The sequence below is a fragment of the Streptomyces sp. NBC_00775 genome (assembly GCF_036347135.1).
Lineage (GTDB): Bacteria > Actinomycetota > Actinomycetes > Streptomycetales > Streptomycetaceae > Streptomyces > Streptomyces lutosisoli.
This window is the reverse complement of the sequence record NZ_CP108938.1, coordinates 7,945,311-7,963,842: the sequence shown is the minus strand read 5'-3', so window position 1 is coordinate 7,963,842 and position 18,532 is coordinate 7,945,311. Positions and strand designations below refer to the sequence as shown.

General features: G+C 70.4%; 19 protein-coding genes and 1 riboswitch. Of the genes, 12 read left to right on the top strand and 7 right to left on the bottom strand.

The window, feature by feature from the left end; genetic code table 11:
* Positions 1-50: 50 nt before the first annotated feature.
* The 5 genes from OIC96_RS35370 (at position 51) to OIC96_RS35350 (ending at position 6,110) form a co-directional block, all read left to right on the top strand.
* Positions 51-830, top strand: a complete 780-nt coding sequence (locus OIC96_RS35370) for an ATP-binding cassette domain-containing protein (RefSeq protein ID WP_330303938.1) — start codon at positions 51-53, stop codon at positions 828-830.
* Entirely contained in the window at positions 802-2,886 is a 2,085-nt protein-coding gene (locus OIC96_RS35365; RefSeq protein WP_330303939.1) for a YhgE/Pip domain-containing protein, read from the top strand. Before OIC96_RS35370 ends, OIC96_RS35365 begins: the two co-directional genes overlap by 29 nt.
* 35 nt (positions 2,887-2,921) lie before the next feature.
* On the top strand, positions 2,922-3,551 hold the full coding sequence (locus tag OIC96_RS35360) for a TetR/AcrR family transcriptional regulator (protein ID WP_327428060.1): 630 nt from the start codon (positions 2,922-2,924) through the stop codon (positions 3,549-3,551).
* Between the two features lie 405 nt (positions 3,552-3,956).
* Entirely contained in the window at positions 3,957-4,571 is a 615-nt protein-coding gene (locus OIC96_RS35355) for a DUF4126 domain-containing protein (RefSeq protein ID WP_330303940.1), read from the top strand.
* Positions 4,572-4,616: 45 nt separating this feature from the next.
* Positions 4,617-6,110 carry a phytoene desaturase family protein gene (locus OIC96_RS35350; RefSeq protein ID WP_330303941.1) on the top strand — a complete coding sequence of 498 codons (1,494 nt, stop codon included), beginning with the start codon at positions 4,617-4,619 and terminating at the stop codon, positions 6,108-6,110.
* A 37-nt stretch (positions 6,111-6,147) separates the two neighbouring features.
* Here OIC96_RS35350 and OIC96_RS35345 read toward each other — a convergent pair whose 3' ends face one another.
* The 6 genes from OIC96_RS35345 to OIC96_RS35320 form a co-directional block, all read right to left on the bottom strand.
* A complete protein-coding gene (locus OIC96_RS35345; protein ID WP_330303942.1) occupies positions 6,148-7,140 on the bottom strand; it encodes an SCO2102 family sporulation regulator in 993 nt (330 codons plus the stop codon).
* 56 nt (positions 7,141-7,196) lie between these two features.
* The gene (gene metF, locus OIC96_RS35340; protein WP_330303943.1) at positions 7,197-8,120 is read right to left on the bottom strand and encodes a methylenetetrahydrofolate reductase [NAD(P)H]; all 924 of its coding nucleotides are present in this window, start codon (positions 8,118-8,120) and stop codon (positions 7,197-7,199) included.
* Positions 8,121-8,269: 149 nt separating this feature from the next.
* Complete coding sequence (thiE, locus tag OIC96_RS35335) at positions 8,270-8,929, bottom strand: thiamine phosphate synthase (protein ID WP_330303944.1); 660 nt, start codon at positions 8,927-8,929, stop codon at positions 8,270-8,272.
* A 91-nt stretch (positions 8,930-9,020) separates the two neighbouring features.
* Positions 9,021-9,401, bottom strand: coding sequence for an Rv2175c family DNA-binding protein (locus tag OIC96_RS35330; protein ID WP_327428066.1), 381 nt, complete (start codon positions 9,399-9,401; stop codon positions 9,021-9,023).
* A gap of 64 nt (positions 9,402-9,465) precedes the next feature.
* On the bottom strand, positions 9,466-10,698 hold the full coding sequence (locus OIC96_RS35325) for an NAD(P)/FAD-dependent oxidoreductase (protein WP_330303945.1): 1,233 nt from the start codon (positions 10,696-10,698) through the stop codon (positions 9,466-9,468).
* A gap of 45 nt (positions 10,699-10,743) precedes the next feature.
* Entirely contained in the window at positions 10,744-11,115 is a 372-nt protein-coding gene (locus OIC96_RS35320) for a hypothetical protein (RefSeq protein ID WP_330303946.1), read from the bottom strand.
* 52 nt (positions 11,116-11,167) lie between these two features.
* Positions 11,168-11,281, top strand: a riboswitch (TPP riboswitch).
* Between OIC96_RS35320 and thiO the strand changes: the two genes are divergently transcribed.
* The 6 genes from thiO to OIC96_RS35290 all read left to right on the top strand — a co-directional run bounded on the left by thiO (position 11,279) and on the right by OIC96_RS35290 (position 17,207).
* Complete coding sequence (gene thiO / locus OIC96_RS35315) at positions 11,279-12,445, top strand: glycine oxidase ThiO (RefSeq protein WP_330303947.1); 1,167 nt, start codon at positions 11,279-11,281, stop codon at positions 12,443-12,445. It overlaps the preceding riboswitch by 3 nt.
* A complete protein-coding gene (gene thiS, locus OIC96_RS35310; protein WP_327428069.1) occupies positions 12,442-12,642 on the top strand; it encodes a sulfur carrier protein ThiS in 201 nt (66 codons plus the stop codon). The genes thiO and thiS overlap by 4 nt, the downstream gene beginning before the upstream one ends.
* A gap of 3 nt (positions 12,643-12,645) precedes the next feature.
* Complete coding sequence (locus OIC96_RS35305; RefSeq protein WP_330303948.1) at positions 12,646-13,440, top strand: thiazole synthase; 795 nt, start codon at positions 12,646-12,648, stop codon at positions 13,438-13,440.
* Positions 13,441-13,668: 228 nt separating this feature from the next.
* On the top strand, positions 13,669-15,615 hold the full coding sequence (gene pknB, locus OIC96_RS35300) for a Stk1 family PASTA domain-containing Ser/Thr kinase (RefSeq protein WP_330303949.1): 1,947 nt from the start codon (positions 13,669-13,671) through the stop codon (positions 15,613-15,615).
* A 71-nt stretch (positions 15,616-15,686) separates the two neighbouring features.
* Entirely contained in the window at positions 15,687-16,556 is an 870-nt protein-coding gene (locus tag OIC96_RS35295) for a deoxyribonuclease IV (protein WP_330303950.1), read from the top strand.
* A 126-nt stretch (positions 16,557-16,682) separates the two neighbouring features.
* Positions 16,683-17,207: a DUF4396 domain-containing protein gene (locus OIC96_RS35290; protein ID WP_330303951.1), complete on the top strand. Its 525-nt coding sequence runs from the start codon at positions 16,683-16,685 to the stop codon at positions 17,205-17,207.
* A gap of 56 nt (positions 17,208-17,263) precedes the next feature.
* Here OIC96_RS35290 and OIC96_RS35285 read toward each other — a convergent pair whose 3' ends face one another.
* The gene (locus OIC96_RS35285; RefSeq protein ID WP_330303952.1) at positions 17,264-17,896 is read right to left on the bottom strand and encodes a sulfite oxidase-like oxidoreductase; all 633 of its coding nucleotides are present in this window, start codon (positions 17,894-17,896) and stop codon (positions 17,264-17,266) included.
* A gap of 156 nt (positions 17,897-18,052) precedes the next feature.
* On the opposite strand from OIC96_RS35285, the gene bfr reads away from it, so the two are divergent.
* Positions 18,053-18,529 carry a bacterioferritin gene (gene bfr / locus OIC96_RS35280; RefSeq protein ID WP_330303953.1) on the top strand — a complete coding sequence of 159 codons (477 nt, stop codon included), beginning with the start codon at positions 18,053-18,055 and terminating at the stop codon, positions 18,527-18,529.
* The last annotated feature ends 3 nt before the right edge of the window (positions 18,530-18,532 follow it).

Here is an 18,532-nt window from a genome sequence, read left to right as displayed (position 1 = left end):
TTTGCACTGACCAGTCAGTTCAAAAAGTAGTTCCAGGGGATGGGGAAGCTGTGGACAGTCCGCACGGACTGGGCGTCACGGCCGAGGACTTCGGGCTCAGGGGACCCCGCGGCTGGGCGTTCCGGGGGGTCCGCGTCGACGCGGAGCCCGGCTCGTTGATCGCGATCGAGGGGCCCTCCGGATCCGGCCGTACATGTCTGCTGCTCGCGCTCACGGGCCGGATGAAGCCCACCGAGGGGACGGCCGTCGTGGGCCCGTCGAAGCTGCCGAAGCAGATGGCCGCGGTGCGTCGCGTGAGCGCGCTCGCGCACGTGCCCGGCGTCACCGACCTCGACCCGGCCCTGACCGTCGGGGAGCATCTGAGCGAACGGGCGCTGTTGCAGCGGCGGTTCGGCGGCTCCCTGCGGGGGCTGCTGCGGCCCAGGGCGGAGCGGGCCGGCGAGGCGAAGCTGCGGATCGACACCGCGCTGGCCGCCGCGGGGCTCGACCGGGAGTCCCTGCCCAAGGGTTCCCGGACCGCCGTACGCGATCTGGAGCGGCTGGAAGCGCTGCGGCTGTCCGTGGCGCTGGCGCTCATCGGCCGTCCGCGTCTCCTTGGCGTCGACGACACCGACCTCAAGCTGTCGGACGCCGAACGGGCCGAAGTCTGGGCCCTGTTGAAGTCGCTCACCGAGTCCGGCACCACGGTGGTGGCGGTGTGCAGCGAGGCCCCCGAGGGCGCCACCGTCGCGTCCACCCAGTCCACCCAGTCCGCCCAATCCGGCGAATCCACCAAATCCGCCCAAGGTAAGGAGACGGCCGATGCGCTCGCCCAGACTGGCCGCGCTTGAGCTCAGGCGCTTCGGCAGGGGCAAGCTCCCGCGTGCCGCGCTGGCCGCCCTCCTGCTGCTGCCCCTGCTGTACGGCGCCCTCTACTTGTGGTCGTTCTGGGACCCGTACGGCCGTCTCGACCGCATCCCCGTGGCGCTGGTGAACGACGACAAGGGCGCTGTGGCCGCGGGCAGGAAGGTCACGGCGGGCGACGACATCACCAAGGGGCTGCGCGACAGCGACACCTTCGAGTGGCACGAGGTGAGTGCCGCCGAGGCGCGCCAGGGCGTCGAGGACGGCACGTACTACCTGTCGCTGACCATGCCGGGCGACTTCAGCGAGAGGATCGCCTCCAGCTCCGGGGACGCGCCGGAGACGGGCGCGCTCCAGGTGCGTACGAACGACGCGAACAACTACATCGTCGGGCAGATCTCGCGGACGGTGTTCAGCGAGGTGCGGACAGCCGCTTCCACGAAGGCGTCGCGGTCGTTCCTCGACAAGATCTTCATCTCGTTCTCGGACATCCACGGGGCGACCGAGAAGGCCGCCGAGGGGGCCGACAAGCTCAAGGGCGGGATCGGCAAGGCGAAGAAGGGCTCCAAGGATCTCGCGGACGGCCTGAAGGAGGCCAAGAAGGGCAGCGGGAAGCTCTCCGGGGGCCTGAAGAAGCTCAACAAGGGCGCGGGTGACCTGCAGGACGGTTCTCGGCAGGTCGCGGACGGCACGCAGTCGCTGGCCGACAAGGTCAACGGGGTCGCGGACGAGGTGGGCCCCTTCCTGAAGGACAACGAGAAGTCGATCGGCGACACGGCCCAGCTCGTCGCCGACTCCGCCGCGGGGATCCGCCACAACCTCGACACCCTGGTGGAGACGGCTCCGGCCGCGGCCAAGGGCGCCCACACGGCCTCCACCGCGCTGAACGCCGTCTACAGGGCGCGCTGCGAGACCCTGCCGGTCCCCGACGCCGCCTGTCCCGACCTGAAGAAGGCCAAGGAAGCGGCCGCGGACGTGGCCAAGGTCGCCGACGACGTGAACACGCTGATCGACGACCAGGGTGGCGACCTCGACAAGCTCGACAAGAACCTGGCCACGCTCCAGAAGCAGGCGCAGGCACTGGCCGACCGCTCGCCGCACCTCTCCGAGGACCTCGACGACGCGGTCTCCAAGATCAACAAGCTGAACGCGGGCGCGGAGAAGGTCGCCAAGGGGACCAAGCGGTTGCACACCGGGCTCGGCACGGCCAAGACCGGGGCGGCGGACCTCGACACGGGCGTGGGCAAGCTCAAGACGGGCGCGAAAGCCCTCGACGGCGGCCTCTACAAGCTCGTCGGCGGTTCCGGGAAGCTCGCCGGCGGACTGCACGACGGCGCCGACCAGATCCCCGACTACGACAGGACGACCCGCGACCAGCGCACCCAGGTCATGTCCGACCCCGTGCAGCTGGCCTCCAAGGACCTGCACAAGGCGCCCAACTACGGCACCGGGTTCGCCCCGTACTTCATCCCGCTGTCCCTGTGGGTGGGCGCGATGGTGGCGTACATGCTGATCCAGCCGCTCAACCGGCGCGCGCTCGCGGCGGGCGCCTCGGCGTGGCGCATCGCCCTCGCGGGCTGGCTGCCGGTGGCCGCCGTGGGCGTGCTGCAGACGGCGGCCCTGATGTCCGTGCTGCACTGGGCGATCGGCCTGGAGATGGTGCGGGCGGCCGGGACGGTGGGCTTCCTGTTCCTGGTGACTGCGTGCTTCGCGGCGATCGTGCAGTGGCTGAACGCGCGCTTCGGAGCGGCGGGCCGGATCCTCGTCCTCGCCTTCCTGATGCTCCAGCTGACGTCGGCGGGCGGCACGTACCCCGTCCAGACCAGTCCGGGCTTCTTCAACGCGATCCACCCCTTCTTGCCGATGAGTTACGTCGTCGAGGCCCTCAGGAGGCTCATCACGGGCGGCGGCCTGGGCCCGGTCTGGCAGGCCTGCGCCGTCCTGGTGGCCTTCACGGCGGGCGCCCTCGCGTTCACCGCCCTGTCGGCGCGCCGCAAGCAGGTGTGGACCCTCGACCGGCTGCACCCGGAGCTGAGCCTGTGAGCACGCGCACAACCGCTCCTGTGACAATCGGGGCCATGGAAAGCAGCAGCACCACGGCGGGCGGCGGCGGCCGGCGCGAGGCGACCCGGCAGAAGCTCTACGAGGCGGCCGTCACTCTGATCGCCGAACAGGGTTTCTCCGCCACCACGGTGGACGAGATCGCCGAGCGCGCCGGGGTCGCGAAAGGCACGGTCTACTACAACTTCGCAAGCAAATCGGTCCTCTTCGAAGAGCTGTTGCGACACGGCGTGGGACTCCTCACCGCCTCCCTCCGGGAGGCGGCCGAGAAGACCGCGCGGGACGGCGGCAGCAAGGTCGACGCGCTGGACGCGATGATCCGGGCCGGACTCGTCTTCATCGACCGCTACCCGGCCTTCACCCAGCTGTACGTGGCCGAACTGTGGCGCACCAACCGGGCCTGGCAGTCCACGCTGATGGTCGTCCGGCAGGAAGCCGTCGCGGTCGTCGAGGGCGTCCTGCGCGACGGTGTGGCGAACGGCGAGCTCAGCGACGAGATCGACATCCCGCTGACGGCGGCCGCACTGGTCGGCATGGTCCTGGTGGCCGCCCTGGACTGGCAGGCCTTCCAGCCGGAGCGCTCGCTGGACGACGTCCACGCGGCGCTGTCCCGGCTGCTCCAGGGGCGCGTGAGCGGCAGCCGGTAGCCGGTGGCCGGTGGCCCCACCGGGCCCTGAGGCCGCCCGGCACACACGAAAGCGCCGGTCCGATGTGGCCGCGTCCCCCGCGGGCCACTCGAACCGGCGCTTCGCCGTGCTCCCCCGTACTCCCCGTGTTCCCCCGTTGGGCCCCCGTTCGGTCGTCCCCCGGGTTCCCCCGTGCCTCGCTCCCGCCGACCACGTCGGCGGAAGGAGCGGCCAAGGGCGCGAGATCCGTTCCGCCGCCCCGTGTCGGCGGTACCGGAGCCGCGCCCCTTTCCGTGCCTCCACTCTCCCGTTCGCGCAGGTCGGGCCCATCCGCGCGCGTACTCATCTCACTCCCTAGGTACGCGTACTCAGACCTGCGCACTCATGCCCAGGACGCACCGTTGCCGACTGGTTACGATCGCGTCCGTGTCCGTACTCCCCCTGGTCTTCACCAGCGGCTGGGCCAGCGGCATCAACGCGTACGCGGTGGTGCTGCTCCTCGGCGTCTTCGGCGCGACCGGCCTGAGCGACGACGTCCCGGAGTCCCTCCAGCGCCCTGAGATCCTGGTCACAGCGGGCGTCCTCTTCCTCTGTGAGGCGGTCGCCGACAAGATCCCGTACGTGGACTCGGTGTGGGACTCGGTGCACACCGTGATCCGTCCGGCGGCGGGCGCGTGGGTCGGGGCGCTGCTCGCCGGGCAGAGCGGTTCGCTCTCGGATCTGGCGGCGGGCGCGATCGGCGGTTCGACGGCGCTGGCGAGCCACACGGTCAAGGCCGGGACGCGGATGGCGATCAACACCTCGCCGGAGCCGTTCAGCAACATCTTCATGAGCACCGCCGAGGATCTCGGGGTCGCAGGGATCCTCACCTTCGCGATGTTCCATCCGGAGGCCGCGGCGATCATCGCGGGCGTTCTCCTGCTCGCCGGGCTGGTGGTGCTCTTCTTCCTCGTCTCGCGGATCCGGCGCTTTCTGCGTCGCAGGGCACAACGCCGGGAGGAGAGACGGCTGGCGGAACGGGTGGAGCAGCCGCCCGACTGACCGCCGCGGACCGGGCTGTCAGTGGTGGCCGATAAAGTCGCTGGCATGGGACGCATTGCGGTGATCGGCGCCGGGATGGGCGCGATGGCGACCGCCGCCCGGCTGGCCGTCGCGGGCCACCGGGTGGTGGTGTACGAGCGAGCGGAGACGTACGGCGGTGCGGTGCGCCGCTTCGAGCGCGACGGCTTCGCCTTCGACACGGGCCCGGGGCTGCTCCCGCTGCCCGCGGTCTACCGCGACCTGTTCGTCAAGACGGGCAAGCAGCCGCTGGAGGAGTGCGTCGAGCTGGTCCAGGTGGACCCGTCGTCACGGCACCTCTTCGCCGACGGCACGGAGGTCTCCCTGCCGAACGCCTCGCGCGCGGGCGTCGTCACCGCGCTGGACGAGGCGCTCGGGTCGGGCGCGGGCGACCGCTGGGGCGACTTCCTGGTCCGGGCCCGCGAGGCATGGGACCGCACCCGCAGGCCGCTCCTGGAGGAGCCGCTGTGGCCCAACTGGTCGGTGCTCGCCGATCGTGAGCCCTACCCGTCGGTGCCGCACAAGAAGCTGCTGCGCACCCGCCGGGCCACCACCCTCGCCGAGGTCGCCGCCTGGGAGCTGCGCGATCCGCGCCTCACGGCCCTCCTGGAGAGCCAGGCCCTCGCGTACGGGCTCGACCCGCGCGTCGCCCCGGCCAGCGCCGCCGTGCTCCCCTACATGGAGCACGCCTTCGGCACCTGGTATGTGCGCGGAGGCATACGGGAGTTGGCGCGCGCGGTGTACGAGCGGTGCGTGGCCCGCAGGGTGGAGTTCCGCTTCGGAGCCTCCGTCGAGCGGATCGTCGAGAAGGACGGCCGGGCGGCGGGCGTGGAGCTTACCGACGGCACGGTCGCGGACGCGGACTTCGTGGTCGCGGGTGTCGCGCCCGGCATGCTGGACAGACTCGTCGCCGGGACGGCGATACGGGGCGATGGCGAGGTCTCGCCGCAGCACGGGGCGCCGAGCCGGCTGACCGTGCTGCTGGCACTGCGCGGTGGGCGGCCCGAGGGGGTGGCGCATCGGACGGTGGTGCATGCGGCCGACCGCGAGGAGGAGTTGGGCCGGCTCTTCGGTGAGCACCCGGGACTCCCTGCCGCGCCCACTGTCACGGTGTCGCGCCCCGATGACACGGCGCTGGTGCCGGACCCGGAGCACGAGGCGGTCACGCTGACCGTCACGGTGCCGTCGGGCCTGAAGGTGTCCGAGTCGGACGTGGACCGGGTCCTCGGCGTCGCCGAGCACGCTCTGCCCGGCCTCCGTGACCGCCTTGTGTGGCACGAGGTCCGCACCCCGGCCGACATCGCGGAGGCGACGGGCGCGGACGGCGGCGCGGTCCCGGCCCCGGCGCTCGCCGCCGCGGACGGCCGACTGCTGCACCCGTCGAACGGCACCCGTGTGCCGGGGCTGTTCGCCGCGGGCGGCTGGGCCCACCCCGGCGGCGGACTTGCGCACGCGGGAATGTCGGGCGCCCTGGTGGCCGGACTGATCGTGGAGGGGCCGGAGTTCCGGGGCTCGCAGTGAGCACGCCGGTGGACTGAAGGCTGCTGGGGGGCGGCCTTCAGTAGCGGTACTGCTCGTCGTACCCGGTGCCGTTGCCGTTGCCGTTGCCGTTGCCCTGGTACGGATACGGCTGCTCGGGCGGGAGTTCGCCGCCGTACTCGTCGGTGCGCTGCTGCGGCACCCAGACGCCGCCGGCCGGGGTCTCGCCGCCGTAGGTGGTGCCGGTGGCGTACTGGTCCTGGCCGTAGCCCTGCTGCTGCATGTACTGCTGCTGCTCGCCGCCGTACGTCGTGTCGTACGAGGCACCGGTATACGTCTGCGTGCCGGTGTACGGGTCGGAGTAGGCGGCGTACTGCTGCTGGCCGTTGTCGTAGCCGTACTGCTGCTGGTCGTACCCGGAGTAGCCGTCGTACGCGTAGGCCTGCTGGTCCTGGGACTGGGCGGCTGCCGCGTAGGCCTGCTGGTCCTGGGACTGGGCGGCGCCGGCGTAGGACTGGTCGCCGGCCGCCGCGTACGCGTTGTCGCTGTAGATGCCGTACGAACCGGTGTCCTCGGGCAGGGGCTGCGGCTCGTACACGGCGGTGGTCTCGGCGGCCGCGGGCTCGCCGGAGCCCGGGGGCATGAACCGGTCCGACTGCGCGGGCGTGAAGACATCGTCCTCGCCGGCGTATTCGTCGTCCTGGGCATAGGCCGCGCCGTCGGTCGCTTCGAGGTCGGAGACCTCCAGCGTCGGGTCCTGGTGCTCCGGCTCGCCGCGGCGGCGCTTGCTGGGCTTGGCGGGCTTACCGGACGCGGACCGGCCGTTGAGGGCCCAGCCCTCGGCGAAGCCGCGGCGGAACGACAGGGTGACGTATGTCTGGCCGACCGCGAAGGCGGCCGCGCCCAGGCCGATGACGACCACGGAGGGCATCAGCACACCGAGGACCACGCCGACGAAGCCGACGAAGGCGAGCAGCCGGTAGCGCAGTCGCGCCTTGTACTGCAGCAGTACCTCGCCGAGCAGCCACAGCGCGACAATGCCGAACGCGATATAGAGGACCGTCCAGCCCATGTACGCCCCTCTCCCAGTGGCCGCTACGCAGTCTGTCGTACGCGGGTGCGGCCGGTCTAGGCCTGCTGTGGGTGGTGCAGGCCCAGATTCTCGTAGATTTCCAGCGTCGCCGTGGAGTTGTTGAGCGTAATGAAGTGCAGTCCGGGGACTCCCTCGGCCAGCAGCCTCGCGCAGAACTCCGTCGCGAACTCAATGCCAATGGAGCGTACAGCCGCCGCATCGTCTTTGGCTGTGAGGATCCGCTCTTTCAGGGCGTCCGGGAACGAGGCGTTGCTGAGCTTCGGAAGCCGCTCCAGCATCTTCACGCTCGTCACCGGCATGACCTCCGGGATGACCGGGGTCTCGCAGCCGGCCGCCGCGACACGGTCGCGCAGGCGCAGATACGAGTCCGGCTGGAAGAACATCTGCGTGATCGCGTAGTCGGCGCCGGCGCGGCATTTGTCGACGAAGTGCGCGACGTCCAGGTCCCATTCCGCGGAGCGCGGGTGCATCTCCGGGAAGGCCGCGACGCCGACGCAGAAATCGCCGGACTCCTTGATGAGCTGAACGAGTTCGGCCGCGTATGTCAGACCCTGCGGGTGCGGCACCCATTCGCCCATGGGGTCGCCGGGCGGGTCGCCACGGACCGCGAGGATGTTGCGGATTCCGGCGTCCGCGTACTGGCCGATGATGTTGCGCAGTTCCGCGATGGAGTGGTTGACCGCGGTGAGGTGGGCCACCGGGGTGAGCGTCGTGTCGGCGACGATCTGCTCGGTCTCCTTGACCGTGCCGGCGCGGGTGGAGCCGCCGGCACCGTAGGTCACGGAGACGAAGTCGGGCGCGACGGCCTCGACCCGGCGGAGGGCGTTCCACAGGTTCCGCTCGCCCTTGGGGGTCTTCGGCGCGGAGAACTCGAACGAGTAGGTCGTCTTGCCGGTCGCGAGCATGTCGCGCACGGTGCGTGCGCGATCAGTCCTGGTGGAAGCAGATCCGAGGGCCATACCGGCAGGTTAGCCAGGGGTCGCCGGTCCCCCAACCGAACCGAGGTGAATTGTCCGATTTGCCGACTTCTTGTCCACCCCTCGGACATCTGTCGGACAACTAATCGGACAACCGGCTGGAACAGTCGTCTGAAACAGTCAACCGGTGACTACGCGTGACGCAGCCGCTTCGCGAACTCTCCCGCCGCCGCTCCCGGATCGTCCGCCTCGGTGATCGCCCGTACGACGACGACACGGCGGGCGCCCGCCTCCAGGACCTCGTCGAGGTTGCCGAGGTCGATGCCGCCGATGGCGAACCAGGGGCGGTCGCTGCCCAGCGAGGCCGTGTAGCGGACCAGGTCGAGGCCGGGTGCGTGGCGGCCGGGCTTGGTGGGGGTGGGCCAGCAGGGGCCGGTGCAGAAGTAGTCCACGCCCTCCTGGACGGCGGCGGCCGCGACCTCGGACTCGGCGTGGGTGGAGCGGCCTATCAGGACGTCGTCACCGAGGACGGCGCGGGCCGCGGGGACCGGGAGGTCGCCCTGGCCCAGGTGCAGGACGTCCGCGCCGATGGCATGGGCCACGTCCGCCCGGTCGTTGACCGCGAGGAGCTTGCCGTGGCGTGCGCAGGCGTCCGCGAAGACCTGGAGGTGCTCCAGCTCCTCGGCCGCCTCCATGCCCTTGTCGCGCAGCTGCACGATGTCCACGCCGCCCGCCAGGACCGCGTCGAGGAACCCGGCGAGGTCGCCCTGGCGCTTGCGGGCGTCCGTGCAGAGATAGACGCGGGCGTCGGCGAGCTGGGCGCGCGCGGTGTCGGCAGCGTTCTCGGGCATGCGTGTATCCCCCGTTGTCGGTGCGTACGGACCACGGCGGCCGGGGTGGCCCCGACCCGCCGTGGTCCGTACGCCGGACGGTCTGTTCAGGTCAGACGGCGAGCGCCTGGGCGCGGCGCTTCACCTCCGTGCCGCGATTCTCGCTCAGAGCCTGCGCGGGGGTGCCGGGCAGGGTCGGGTCGGGGGTGAAGAGCCACTCAAGCATCTCTTCGTCGGAGAAGCCGTCGTCCCGCAGGAGCGTCAGGGTCCCGGACAGGCCCTTGACGATCCGGTATCCCTGCTCGGCGTCACCGTCGATGAAGGCGGCGGGCACGTGCAGCGCCCTGTTCTCACCACGTCGTACGGCGATCAGCAGGCCTTCCTTGACATGCTGCCGCACACGAGTCACCTCGACGTCGAACATTTCGGCGATGTCGGGGAGGGTGAGCCAGGCGGGGACGAGAGCATCAATCTTTGCGTCAATCTCGGTCACGGGACAAGCCTGCCATCCCGGACTGACAGTCGGAAGCCAAGGGCGTCCGACCTGGGGTAACGGATTAGGCCGTGGCCGCCTTCAGAGGCCTCGACGGATCCGCCAGTACTTCCGGATCCATCGGAGTGCCCGCCTCGATGAGTCTGCGCGCCTGGGCCAGGTCCCTCGGGCGGCCCACGGCCAGCAGAGCGACCAGGCGGTTCTCGTGGAGCCAGCAGACCGACCAGGAGGCGCCCGCGGGGTCGCCGCGCCACACCATGGCATCGGCCGGGGCATGATGGCCGACGTACTGGACGAAGCGGCCGAACTGCTCGGACCAGAAGTACGGGACCGGGTCGTACGCCGCCGGGGCCTCGCCGATGATGTTCGCGGCGACCGTACGCGGGCCCTGGAGAGCGTTGTCCCAGTGGTGGACGAGGAGGCGGTCCTCATACCTTCCCGAAGGGAAGGAGGCACAGTCGCCGACCGCGTAGACGTCCGGTACGGAGGTGCGCAGGTGGTCGTCGGCCACGATCTCGTGGTGGGCGCCGAGTGCGATCCCGGAGCCGGCGAGCCAGGCCGTCGCGGGGCGGGCCCCGATGCCGACGACGACCGCGTCCGCGGGCACCCGGGAGCCGTCGTCGAGGACCACGGCACCCGGCTCGATGCGCTCCACGCGCGCGTGCGTACGCAACGAGGCCCCGCTGTCCGCGTACCAGGACGCCATCGGCGCGGCCACCTCGGCGGGCAGTGCCCCGGCGAGCGGCCGGTCGGCGGCCTCGACGACGGTCACCGCGCACCCCGCCTCGCGCGCCGCCGTGGCGAACTCGGCGCCGATCCAGCCCGCCCCGACGACCACGATGTCGTGCTGCTGGGCGAGGACGGGACGCAGTCGCTCGGCGTCGTCCAGGGTGCGCAGCAGATGGACCCCGGGCACGCCCTCCGCGCCCGGCAGCTGAATCGGCTCCGCGCCGGTGGCGATGACCAGGACGTCGTACGGCTCGGGCCCGGTGGCGGTGTCCAGCTCATGGTCGAGCGGCCGTACGCCGAGCGCCTCGCGCCCGAGCTGCAGATCGATGTCCAGTGCCTCGAAGTCGACGTCGAAGGCGGAGCCCTCGGCCTTTCCGAGCAGCACGGCCTTGGACAGCGGCGGCCGGTCGTACGGCTGATGGGGCTCCGCGCCGATCAGCGTCACGCTGCCCTTGAAACCCTGTTCGCGCAGGGCGACCGCGGTCTGCACACCGGCCATGCCCGCGCCCACGACGACGACTCGCCGTGCCGTACGCCCCTGCGACTGTGCCTGCGTCTGCTCGCTCACCTGATCACCATAGACAACTGACAATTCGTCAGTCAGCGGACGCGTTCAGTGACCTGTTCCACAATCCTCGCCGAACTGTCCGCCGATCTCTTCCACGATGCTCGTCCCGCTGCCCGTCCGCGACTCCCATTCCCAGGTCTCCTCCAGGCGTACGCGCCCGTCGGGCAGCTCGACCACGAGGGACACGCAGTGCCCCGCCGAGGTGCTGCCGTCGTGCTTGAGCTGTACGTACCGGAAGTCGAGCCGGTCGTCCCGACGGGTACCCAGAAGGTGGCCTCTTATGACATCGCCGCCCGCGTATTCGGCCCAGATCTCGCCGTCCTTCTCGTGGTACGTGAAGCGGGTACGGGTGCCCACCTGCCCGGGCGCCTGGTCGGCGACAGGGGCGAGAACGAGGCCGTCGAGCGAACGCGCCATGGGCGGAGGCTCCCTTACTGAGACAGGTGGCGGCGGGCTAGGGTGGCCACCGTAAAGCACTCGCGGGAGCCCGGACGTACTGGGCTGAGAGGGAGGCTGGGACGGCCTCCGACCGTACGAACCTGATCCGGGTCATGCCGGCGAAGGGAGGGGCTGGACGCCCATGTCGCCTACACGTACGTCAGACGTCCTCGTCATCGGGGGCGGAATCATCGGGCTCGTGACGGCCTGGCGGGCCGCGCAGCGCGGGTTCACGACCGCCCTCGTGGATCCCGAGCCCGGCGGCGGAGCGGCCCAGGTGGCCGCCGGAATGCTCGCCGCCGTCACCGAACTGCACTATGGCGAGCAGACCCTGCTGGGTCTCAATCTCGCCTCCGCGCGCCGCTATCCGGAGTTCGCCGCCGAGCTCACCGAGGTGACCGGCCAGGACCTCGGCTACCGCCAGTGCGGCACGCTGGCCGTCGCGCTGGACGCCGACGACCGCGCCCATCTGCGGGAACTGCACGCCCTGCAACGCCAGTCGGGGCTCGACTCCGAGTGGCTCAGCGGGCGCGAGTGCCGCCGTCTGGAGCCGATGCTGGCACCCGGGGTACGCGGCGGTCTGCGGGTCGACGGCGACCACCAGGTCGATCCGCGCCGGCTCGCGGGGGCCCTGGTCACCGCGTGCGAGCGGGCCGGAGTGGTGTTCCACCGGACGTGGGCCGAGCGGCTGACCGTCGCGGGGGACCGGGCCACCGGAGTCGTCACCACGGCCGGCACCGAGCTCGCCGCCGGCCAGGTGGTGCTCGCCGGGGGCAGCCTCAGCGGGCGTCTGGCGGGCGTTCCCGACAACGTCCTGCCGCCCGTGCGCCCCGTGAAGGGGCAGGTGCTGCGGCTGACCGTGCCGAAGCGGTACGCGCCTTTCCTGAGCCGCACCGTGCGGGCCGTGGTGCGCGGCAGCCAGGTCTACCTGGTGCCGCGCGAGAACGGCGAGCTCGTCGTCGGCGCCACCAGCGAGGAGCTGGGCTGGGACACGACGGTGACCGCGGGCGGCGTGTACGAGCTGCTGCGCGACGCCCATGAGCTGGTTCCCGGGATCACCGAACTGCCGCTCACGGAGACCCGCGCGGGACTGCGCCCGGGTTCGCCCGACAACGCGCCGCTGCTCGGTCCGACCGAACTCGACGGCCTGCTGCTGGCCACCGGGCACTACCGCAACGGCGTCCTGCTCACGCCCGTCACCGGTGACGCGATGGCCCACGCCCTGACCACCGGTGAACTCCCCGACGAGGCCCGCCCCTTCACCCCCCGGCGTTTCAGCGCCGCCGCCCTCACGGAGCAGCCCGCATGAACATCTTCGTCAATGGAGAACGGCAGCGGATCGCCGCGGGGACCGCTCTCGACTCGCTCGTCGCGGCCCTCACCGTCGCACCGTCCGGCGTGGCCGCCGCGCTCAACGAAACCGTCGTCCCGCGCGGGCAGTGGTCGTCCACCGCCCTCTCCGAGGGAGACCGCGTCGAAGTCCTCACCGCCGTCCAGGGAGGCTGACCCATGGCCGACGATCCCTTCGTCCTCGGTGGTACGTCCTTCTCGTCCCGGCTGATCATGGGTACGGGCGGTGCGCCCAGCCTCGACGTCCTGGAACGCTCGCTCGTGGCGTCCGGCACGGAGCTGACGACGGTCGCGATGCGCCGCGTGAACGCCTCCGTGCACGGCTCGGTACTGTCCGTCCTCGACAAGCTGGGCATCCGCGTGCTGCCGAACACCGCGGGGTGTTTCACCGCGGGTGAGGCCGTGCTGACCGCCCGGCTCGCGCGCGAAGCCCTTGGCACGAACCTGGTCAAGCTGGAGGTCATCGCCGACGAGCGCACGCTGTTGCCCGACCCGATCGAGCTGCTCGACGCCGCGGAGACCCTCGTCGACGACGGGTTCACCGTGTTGCCGTACACAAATGACGACCCCGTCCTGGCACGGAAGTTGGAGGACGTCGGCTGCGCCGCGATCATGCCGCTGGGCTCGCCCATCGGGTCCGGGCTGGGGATTCGGAATCCGCACAACTTCCAGTTGATCGTGGAGTACGCGCGCGTGCCGGTGATTCTGGACGCGGGGGCCGGTACGGCGTCGGACGCGGCGCTCGCTATGGAGCTGGGGTGCGCGGGTGTGATGCTCGCCTCGGCGGTTACCCGGGCGCAGGAGCCGGTGCTGATGGCTGAGGGGATGCGGCACGCGGTGGAGGCGGGGCGGCTCGCGTATCGCGCCGGGCGGATTCCTCGGCGGCACTTCGCCGAGGCGTCGTCTCCTGCGGAGGGCTTGGCGGTGCTGGATCCGGAGCGGCCCGCCTTCTGACCTTGGCTGTCCGTGGTGGGTGGTTGCTGTCACCGAATTTCCCCGCCCGCGCACCGCCCGTTTCAGGTCTGCTGGGAAGTTCGGGTCTCCTGTGGGGGTTCCCGCCGTTGGCGGCTGGCCCTGCAAACCGTTCGTTGCTTGCGGTGTGCGTCACAGGTCGGCTGCAGTCGCGCTGCGGTATCGGGTGAACGGGCTGTCGTGACAGTGGCGGCTCGTACACTCACCTGCGTGGATACGACCCTTCAGGACCCGCTTGTCGGGCACGTGCTCGATGGCCGTTATCGCGTTGACTCACGGATCGCGGTCGGCGGGATGGCCACGGTCTACAGGGCCCTGGACACCCGCCTCGACCGCGTGCTCGCGCTCAAGGTGATGCACCCGACGCTGGCCGCCGACGGCTCGTTCGTCGAGCGCTTCATCCGTGAGGCCAAGTCGGTGGCCCGGCTCGCCCACCCCAATGTGGTGCAGGTCTTCGACCAGGGCACGGACGGGTCGTACGTCTATCTGGCCATGGAGTACATCGCCGGATGCACGCTGCGCGACGTGCTGCGCGACCGCGGTGCCCTGCAGCCGCGGGCCGCGCTCGACATCCTGGAGCCGGTGCTCGCCGCGCTCGGCGCCGCGCACCGCGCCGGGTTCGTGCACCGCGACATGAAGCCGGAGAACGTCCTCATAGGGGACGACGGCCGGGTCAAAGTGGCCGACTTCGGTCTCGTACGGGCCGTGGACACGGTCACCAATACAACGGGGTCCGTTCTCGGGACCGTCTCGTATCTCGCCCCCGAACAGATCGAGCACGGCACCGCCGACACCCGCGTCGACGTCTACGCGTGCGGGGTCGTCCTCTACGAGATGCTCACCGGCGGCAAGCCCCACTCCGGGGACTCCCCCGCCCAGGTGCTCTACCAGCACCTCCACGCGGACGTGCCGCCGCCGTCGGCCGCCGTGCCGGGACTGCCGTACGAGCTCGACGAGCTGGTCGGCACGGCGACCGCCCGTAATCCCGAGGTGCGCCCGCACGACGCGGTGGCGCTGCTCGGCCAGGTGCTCCAGGCGCGGGCGGGGCTCACCGCCGAGCAGCTCGACGCCGTACCGCCGCAGGCGCTCGCCACGGGCCACGACAACGCCGGCGACCGTACGAGTGTGATCCCGCGCTCGCTGTCGGTGCCCCGTCTGCTGCCGGTGAACGAGGACGAGGACGACACCTCCGCCCTCGACCGGACCAGCCGATTCGAGCGGACCAGCCGCTTCGAGACCGCACCGGTCGCTCCGTCGCGGCGCGCCCCCCGGGGGCCCCGGCGCGGCCTGATCGCCGTCGTCGCCGCCATCCTGCTGGTGCTCGGCCTCGGCGCCGGCGTCTGGTACATCAACTCCGGCCAGTTCACCAAGGTCCCGCCGGTCCTGTCGAAGACCGAGAAGCAGGCCAAGGGCCAGCTGGCCAACGCCGGGCTCGACGCCAAGGTCAAGCACGCGTACAGCGACACCGTGAAGCGCGGCACCGTCATCAGCACCGACCCGGAGATCGGCGCCCGCATCCGCGACAACGACGCGGTGACGCTGACCATCTCCAACGGCCCCGAGACGGTGAAGGTGCCCGACCTGAAGGGCTTCGCGCTGTTCAAGGCGAAGGAAGTCCTCAAGGACGACGGACTCGCCGCGGGCATGGTCACCCGGGAGTTCAGCGAGGACGTCGCCAAGGGCTTCGTGATCAGCACGGATCCGTCGGCGGGCACCAAGCGGCACGCCGGTTCGGCCATCGCGATCACCGTCAGCAAGGGCAGCCCCGTGGAAGTGCCCGAGGTCACGGGCGCGTCCGTGGAGGACGCCACCTCGGAGCTCGAATCCTCCGGCCTGAAGGTGAAGATCGCCTCCGAGAAGGTCAATTCGGAGTTCGACAAGGGCCAGGTCGCCGAGCAGTCGCCGGGCGCGGGCCGCGAGCTCGCCGCCGGTGACACGGTGACGCTGACGATCTCCAAGGGCCCCGAGATGGTCAAGGTCCCGGACGTCGTGGGCGACAGCGTGGACGACGCGACGAAGGCGCTGGAGGATGCCGGGTTCAAGGTCGACGAGGACCGTGGACTGCTCGGGCTCTTCGGGGACAAGGTCAAGAGCCAGTCGGTGGACGGCGGCGAGACGGCGCCCAAGGGATCGACGATCACCATCGAGATCCGCTGAGCCGGGGGCGGGCTTCACGGCCTTGAGGACCACCGACGGGGCACCCCGGAGCACGTGACACCCTGAAGAGCGTGACCAGCAAGCAGCTCCGTAACCCCGTCGGCGGCCATGTCCCCGTGGCCGGCGGCCTCGACTCCGTCGGCCTGACCTACGCCCGCGACCTGTTGGCCGAGACCGTCCAGGTCTTCGTCGCCAACCCGCGCGGCTGGGCCACGCCGGCCGGAAACCCGAAGCAGGACGAGGCGTTCCGCGCGGCCTGCGCCGCCGAGTCGATCCCCGCGTACGTCCATGCCCCGTATCTGATCAACTTCGGCTCGCACACCGAGGCGACGGCTCTGAAGTCGGTGGAGTCGCTGCGGCACTCGTTGCGCCGCGGGCGGGAGATCGGCGCCCTGGGCGTGGTCGTGCACACCGGCAGCGCCACCGGCGGGCGGGACCGGGCCGTCGCCCTCAAGCAGGTACGTGAGCACCTGTTGCCGCTACTGGACGAGCTGACGCACGACGACGACCCGTTCCTCCTGCTGGAGTCGACCGCCGGTCAGGGCTCCTCCCTCTGCTCCCGCACCTGGGACTTCGGGCCGTACTTCGAGGCGCTCGACGCCCACCCCAAGCTGGGCGTCTGCCTCGATACCTGCCACATCTTCGCGGCCGGCCACGACCTGACGGGGCCGAGCGGGATGCATCAGACCCTCGACCTGCTGGTCGACACCGTTGGCGAGGGCCGGCTCAAGCTGATCCACGCCAACGACTCCAAGGACGTCGTCGGCGCGCACAAGGACCGCCACGAGAACATCGGCTCCGGCCACATCGGCGAGGACCCGTTCCGCGCCCTGATGACCCACCCCGCCACCGAGGGCGTACCCCTGATCATCGAGACGCCCGGGGGCAAGGAAGGGCACGCGGCGGACGTCGAGCGGCTGAAGAAGCTGCGCGACGGCTGAGCCATCGGCCGAGGCCACCATCACGGCCACGTTCGAGGCCACTTTCGCGACCATTGAGGAATACCCCCAGGGGGTATACGGTTCCTGCCTGATGCAGGAACCGTTATCCGACGTTGGGGGCCTCTCATGCAGCACGACGCACACACCGAGCACACCGAGCACGCGCACCACGAGACGCACGCTCATCACGAAACGCACGCGCACGGCATGGGCAAGGCCACCTGGTCCATGGCCGCGCAAGCGACCCTGCACTGCCTCACCGGCTGCGCCATCGGCGAGGTGCTCGGCATGGTGATCGGCACGGCGTTCGGCTGGGGCAACGTGCCGACGATGATCCTGGCGATCGCCCTCGCCTTCTTCTTCGGCTACTCGCTCACGCTGCGCGGAGTACTCAAGGCCGGCGTCGACTTCCGGACGGCGTTCCAGGTCGCGCTCGCCGCGGACACCGTGTCCATCGCCGTGATGGAGCTGATCGACAACGGCGTGATCGTGCTGTGGCCGGACGCGATGGACGCGGGCCTGCCCGACGCACTGTTCTGGTTCTCGCTGGCCATCTCACTCGTGATCGCCTTCGTGGTCACCACGCCGGTCAACAAGTGGATGATCGGCCGCGGCAAGGGGCACGCGGTGGTGCACCAGCACCACCACTGAATCCCAGAGTTCAGTTGAATCCCAGAGTTCAGCCGGCCGGAAAGACGAAGCAGGAGTCAGAGCTCGGGGCCGTCCCCGGGCTCCTCCTGGTACGAGTAGCGCTGCTCGCGCCAGGGGTCGCCGACGTTGTGGTAGCCGCGCTCCTCCCAGAAGCCACGGCGGTCGGCCGTCATGTACTCGACGCCGCGGACCCACTTGGGGCCCTTCCAGGCGTACAGATGAGGGACGACGAGGCGGAGCGGGAAGCCGTGTTCCGCCGTCAGCAGTTCGCCGTCCTTGTGGGTGGCGAAGATCGTGCGGTCGGAGGCGAAGTCCGCCAGGCGCATGTTCGAGCTGAATCCGTATTCGGCCCAGACCATCACATGAGTGACGGTGGGCGCGGGCGGGGCGATCTCCAGGATCGTACGGGCGGGGATGCCACCCCATTCGGCCCCGAGCATGCTGAACTTCGTGACGCAGTGCAGATCGGCTACGACGGAGGCGTACGGCAGGGCCGTGAACTCCTCGTGGGTCCAGCAGTGTTTCTCGCCGTCGGCGGTGGCGCCGAAGACCCTGAACTCCCAGCGTTCGGGGCGGAACTTGGGGACGGGGCCGTAGTGCGTGACCGGCCAGCCGCGCTGAAGTCGCTGCCCCGGCGGAAGCTCCGACTGTGCGGCTTCTCCAGATTCACGCTCCACCGGCTGACCCATGACTCCATCCTGACAGACCGGGGACAGTGCCCATGACCAGCCGAGGTCGTATTCGGGCAACTCCTACTAAGCGTGCACTTACTGGACGACTTTGTACGCCGATGCAAAGATGCGGCGCAACCTGCCCAGTCCCCCCGCTTGGAAGGAGCCTCTGCGATGCAGGGCGACCCCGAGGTCATCGAATTCCTCAACGAGCAGCTGACCGGCGAGCTGACGGCGATCAACCAGTACTGGCTGCACTACCGCATCCAGGACAACAACGGCTGGACGAAGCTCGCCAAGTACACGCGTGAAGAATCCATCGATGAGATGAAGCACGCGGACAAGATCACCGAACGCATCCTCATGCTGGACGGCCTGCCGAACTACCAGCGGCTGTTCCATGTGCGGGTGGGGCAGACCCTCACGGAGATGTTCCAGGCCGACCGGCAGGTGGAGGTCGAGGCGATCGACCGCCTCAAGCGCGGTATCGAGGTGATGCGCGCGAAGAGCGACATCACGTCCGCGAACCTCTTCGAGTCGATCCTCGAGGACGAGGAGCACCACATCGACTATCTGGACACTCAGCTGGAGCTCATCGAGAAGCTCGGCGAGGCGCTCTACATCGCGCAGCAGATCGAGCAGCCCAGCTAGGCC

Excerpts from the sequence above, each read along its gene's own strand:
- OIC96_RS35365 (WP_330303939.1), top strand. The coding sequence starts at position 802 with ATGCGCTCGCCCAGACTGGCCGCGCTTGAGCTCAGGCGCTTCGGCAGG.
- OIC96_RS35290 (WP_330303951.1), top strand. The coding sequence starts at position 16,683 with ATGCAGCACGACGCACACACCGAGCACACCGAGCACGCGCACCACGAG.
- thiO (WP_330303947.1), top strand. The coding sequence starts at position 11,279 with ATGTCGCCTACACGTACGTCAGACGTCCTCGTCATCGGGGGCGGAATC.
- thiS (WP_327428069.1), top strand. The coding sequence starts at position 12,442 with ATGAACATCTTCGTCAATGGAGAACGGCAGCGGATCGCCGCGGGGACC.
- OIC96_RS35285 (WP_330303952.1), bottom strand. The coding sequence starts at position 17,896 with ATGGGTCAGCCGGTGGAGCGTGAATCTGGAGAAGCCGCACAGTCGGAG.
- OIC96_RS35350 (WP_330303941.1), top strand. The coding sequence starts at position 4,617 with ATGGGACGCATTGCGGTGATCGGCGCCGGGATGGGCGCGATGGCGACC.
- OIC96_RS35360 (WP_327428060.1), top strand. The coding sequence starts at position 2,922 with ATGGAAAGCAGCAGCACCACGGCGGGCGGCGGCGGCCGGCGCGAGGCG.
- OIC96_RS35320 (WP_330303946.1), bottom strand. The coding sequence starts at position 11,115 with ATGGCGCGTTCGCTCGACGGCCTCGTTCTCGCCCCTGTCGCCGACCAG.
- thiE (WP_330303944.1), bottom strand. The coding sequence starts at position 8,929 with ATGCCCGAGAACGCTGCCGACACCGCGCGCGCCCAGCTCGCCGACGCC.
- OIC96_RS35305 (WP_330303948.1), top strand. The coding sequence starts at position 12,646 with ATGGCCGACGATCCCTTCGTCCTCGGTGGTACGTCCTTCTCGTCCCGG.
- OIC96_RS35345 (WP_330303942.1), bottom strand. The coding sequence starts at position 7,140 with ATGGGCTGGACGGTCCTCTATATCGCGTTCGGCATTGTCGCGCTGTGG.
- bfr (WP_330303953.1), top strand. The coding sequence starts at position 18,053 with ATGCAGGGCGACCCCGAGGTCATCGAATTCCTCAACGAGCAGCTGACC.
- metF (WP_330303943.1), bottom strand. The coding sequence starts at position 8,120 with ATGGCCCTCGGATCTGCTTCCACCAGGACTGATCGCGCACGCACCGTG.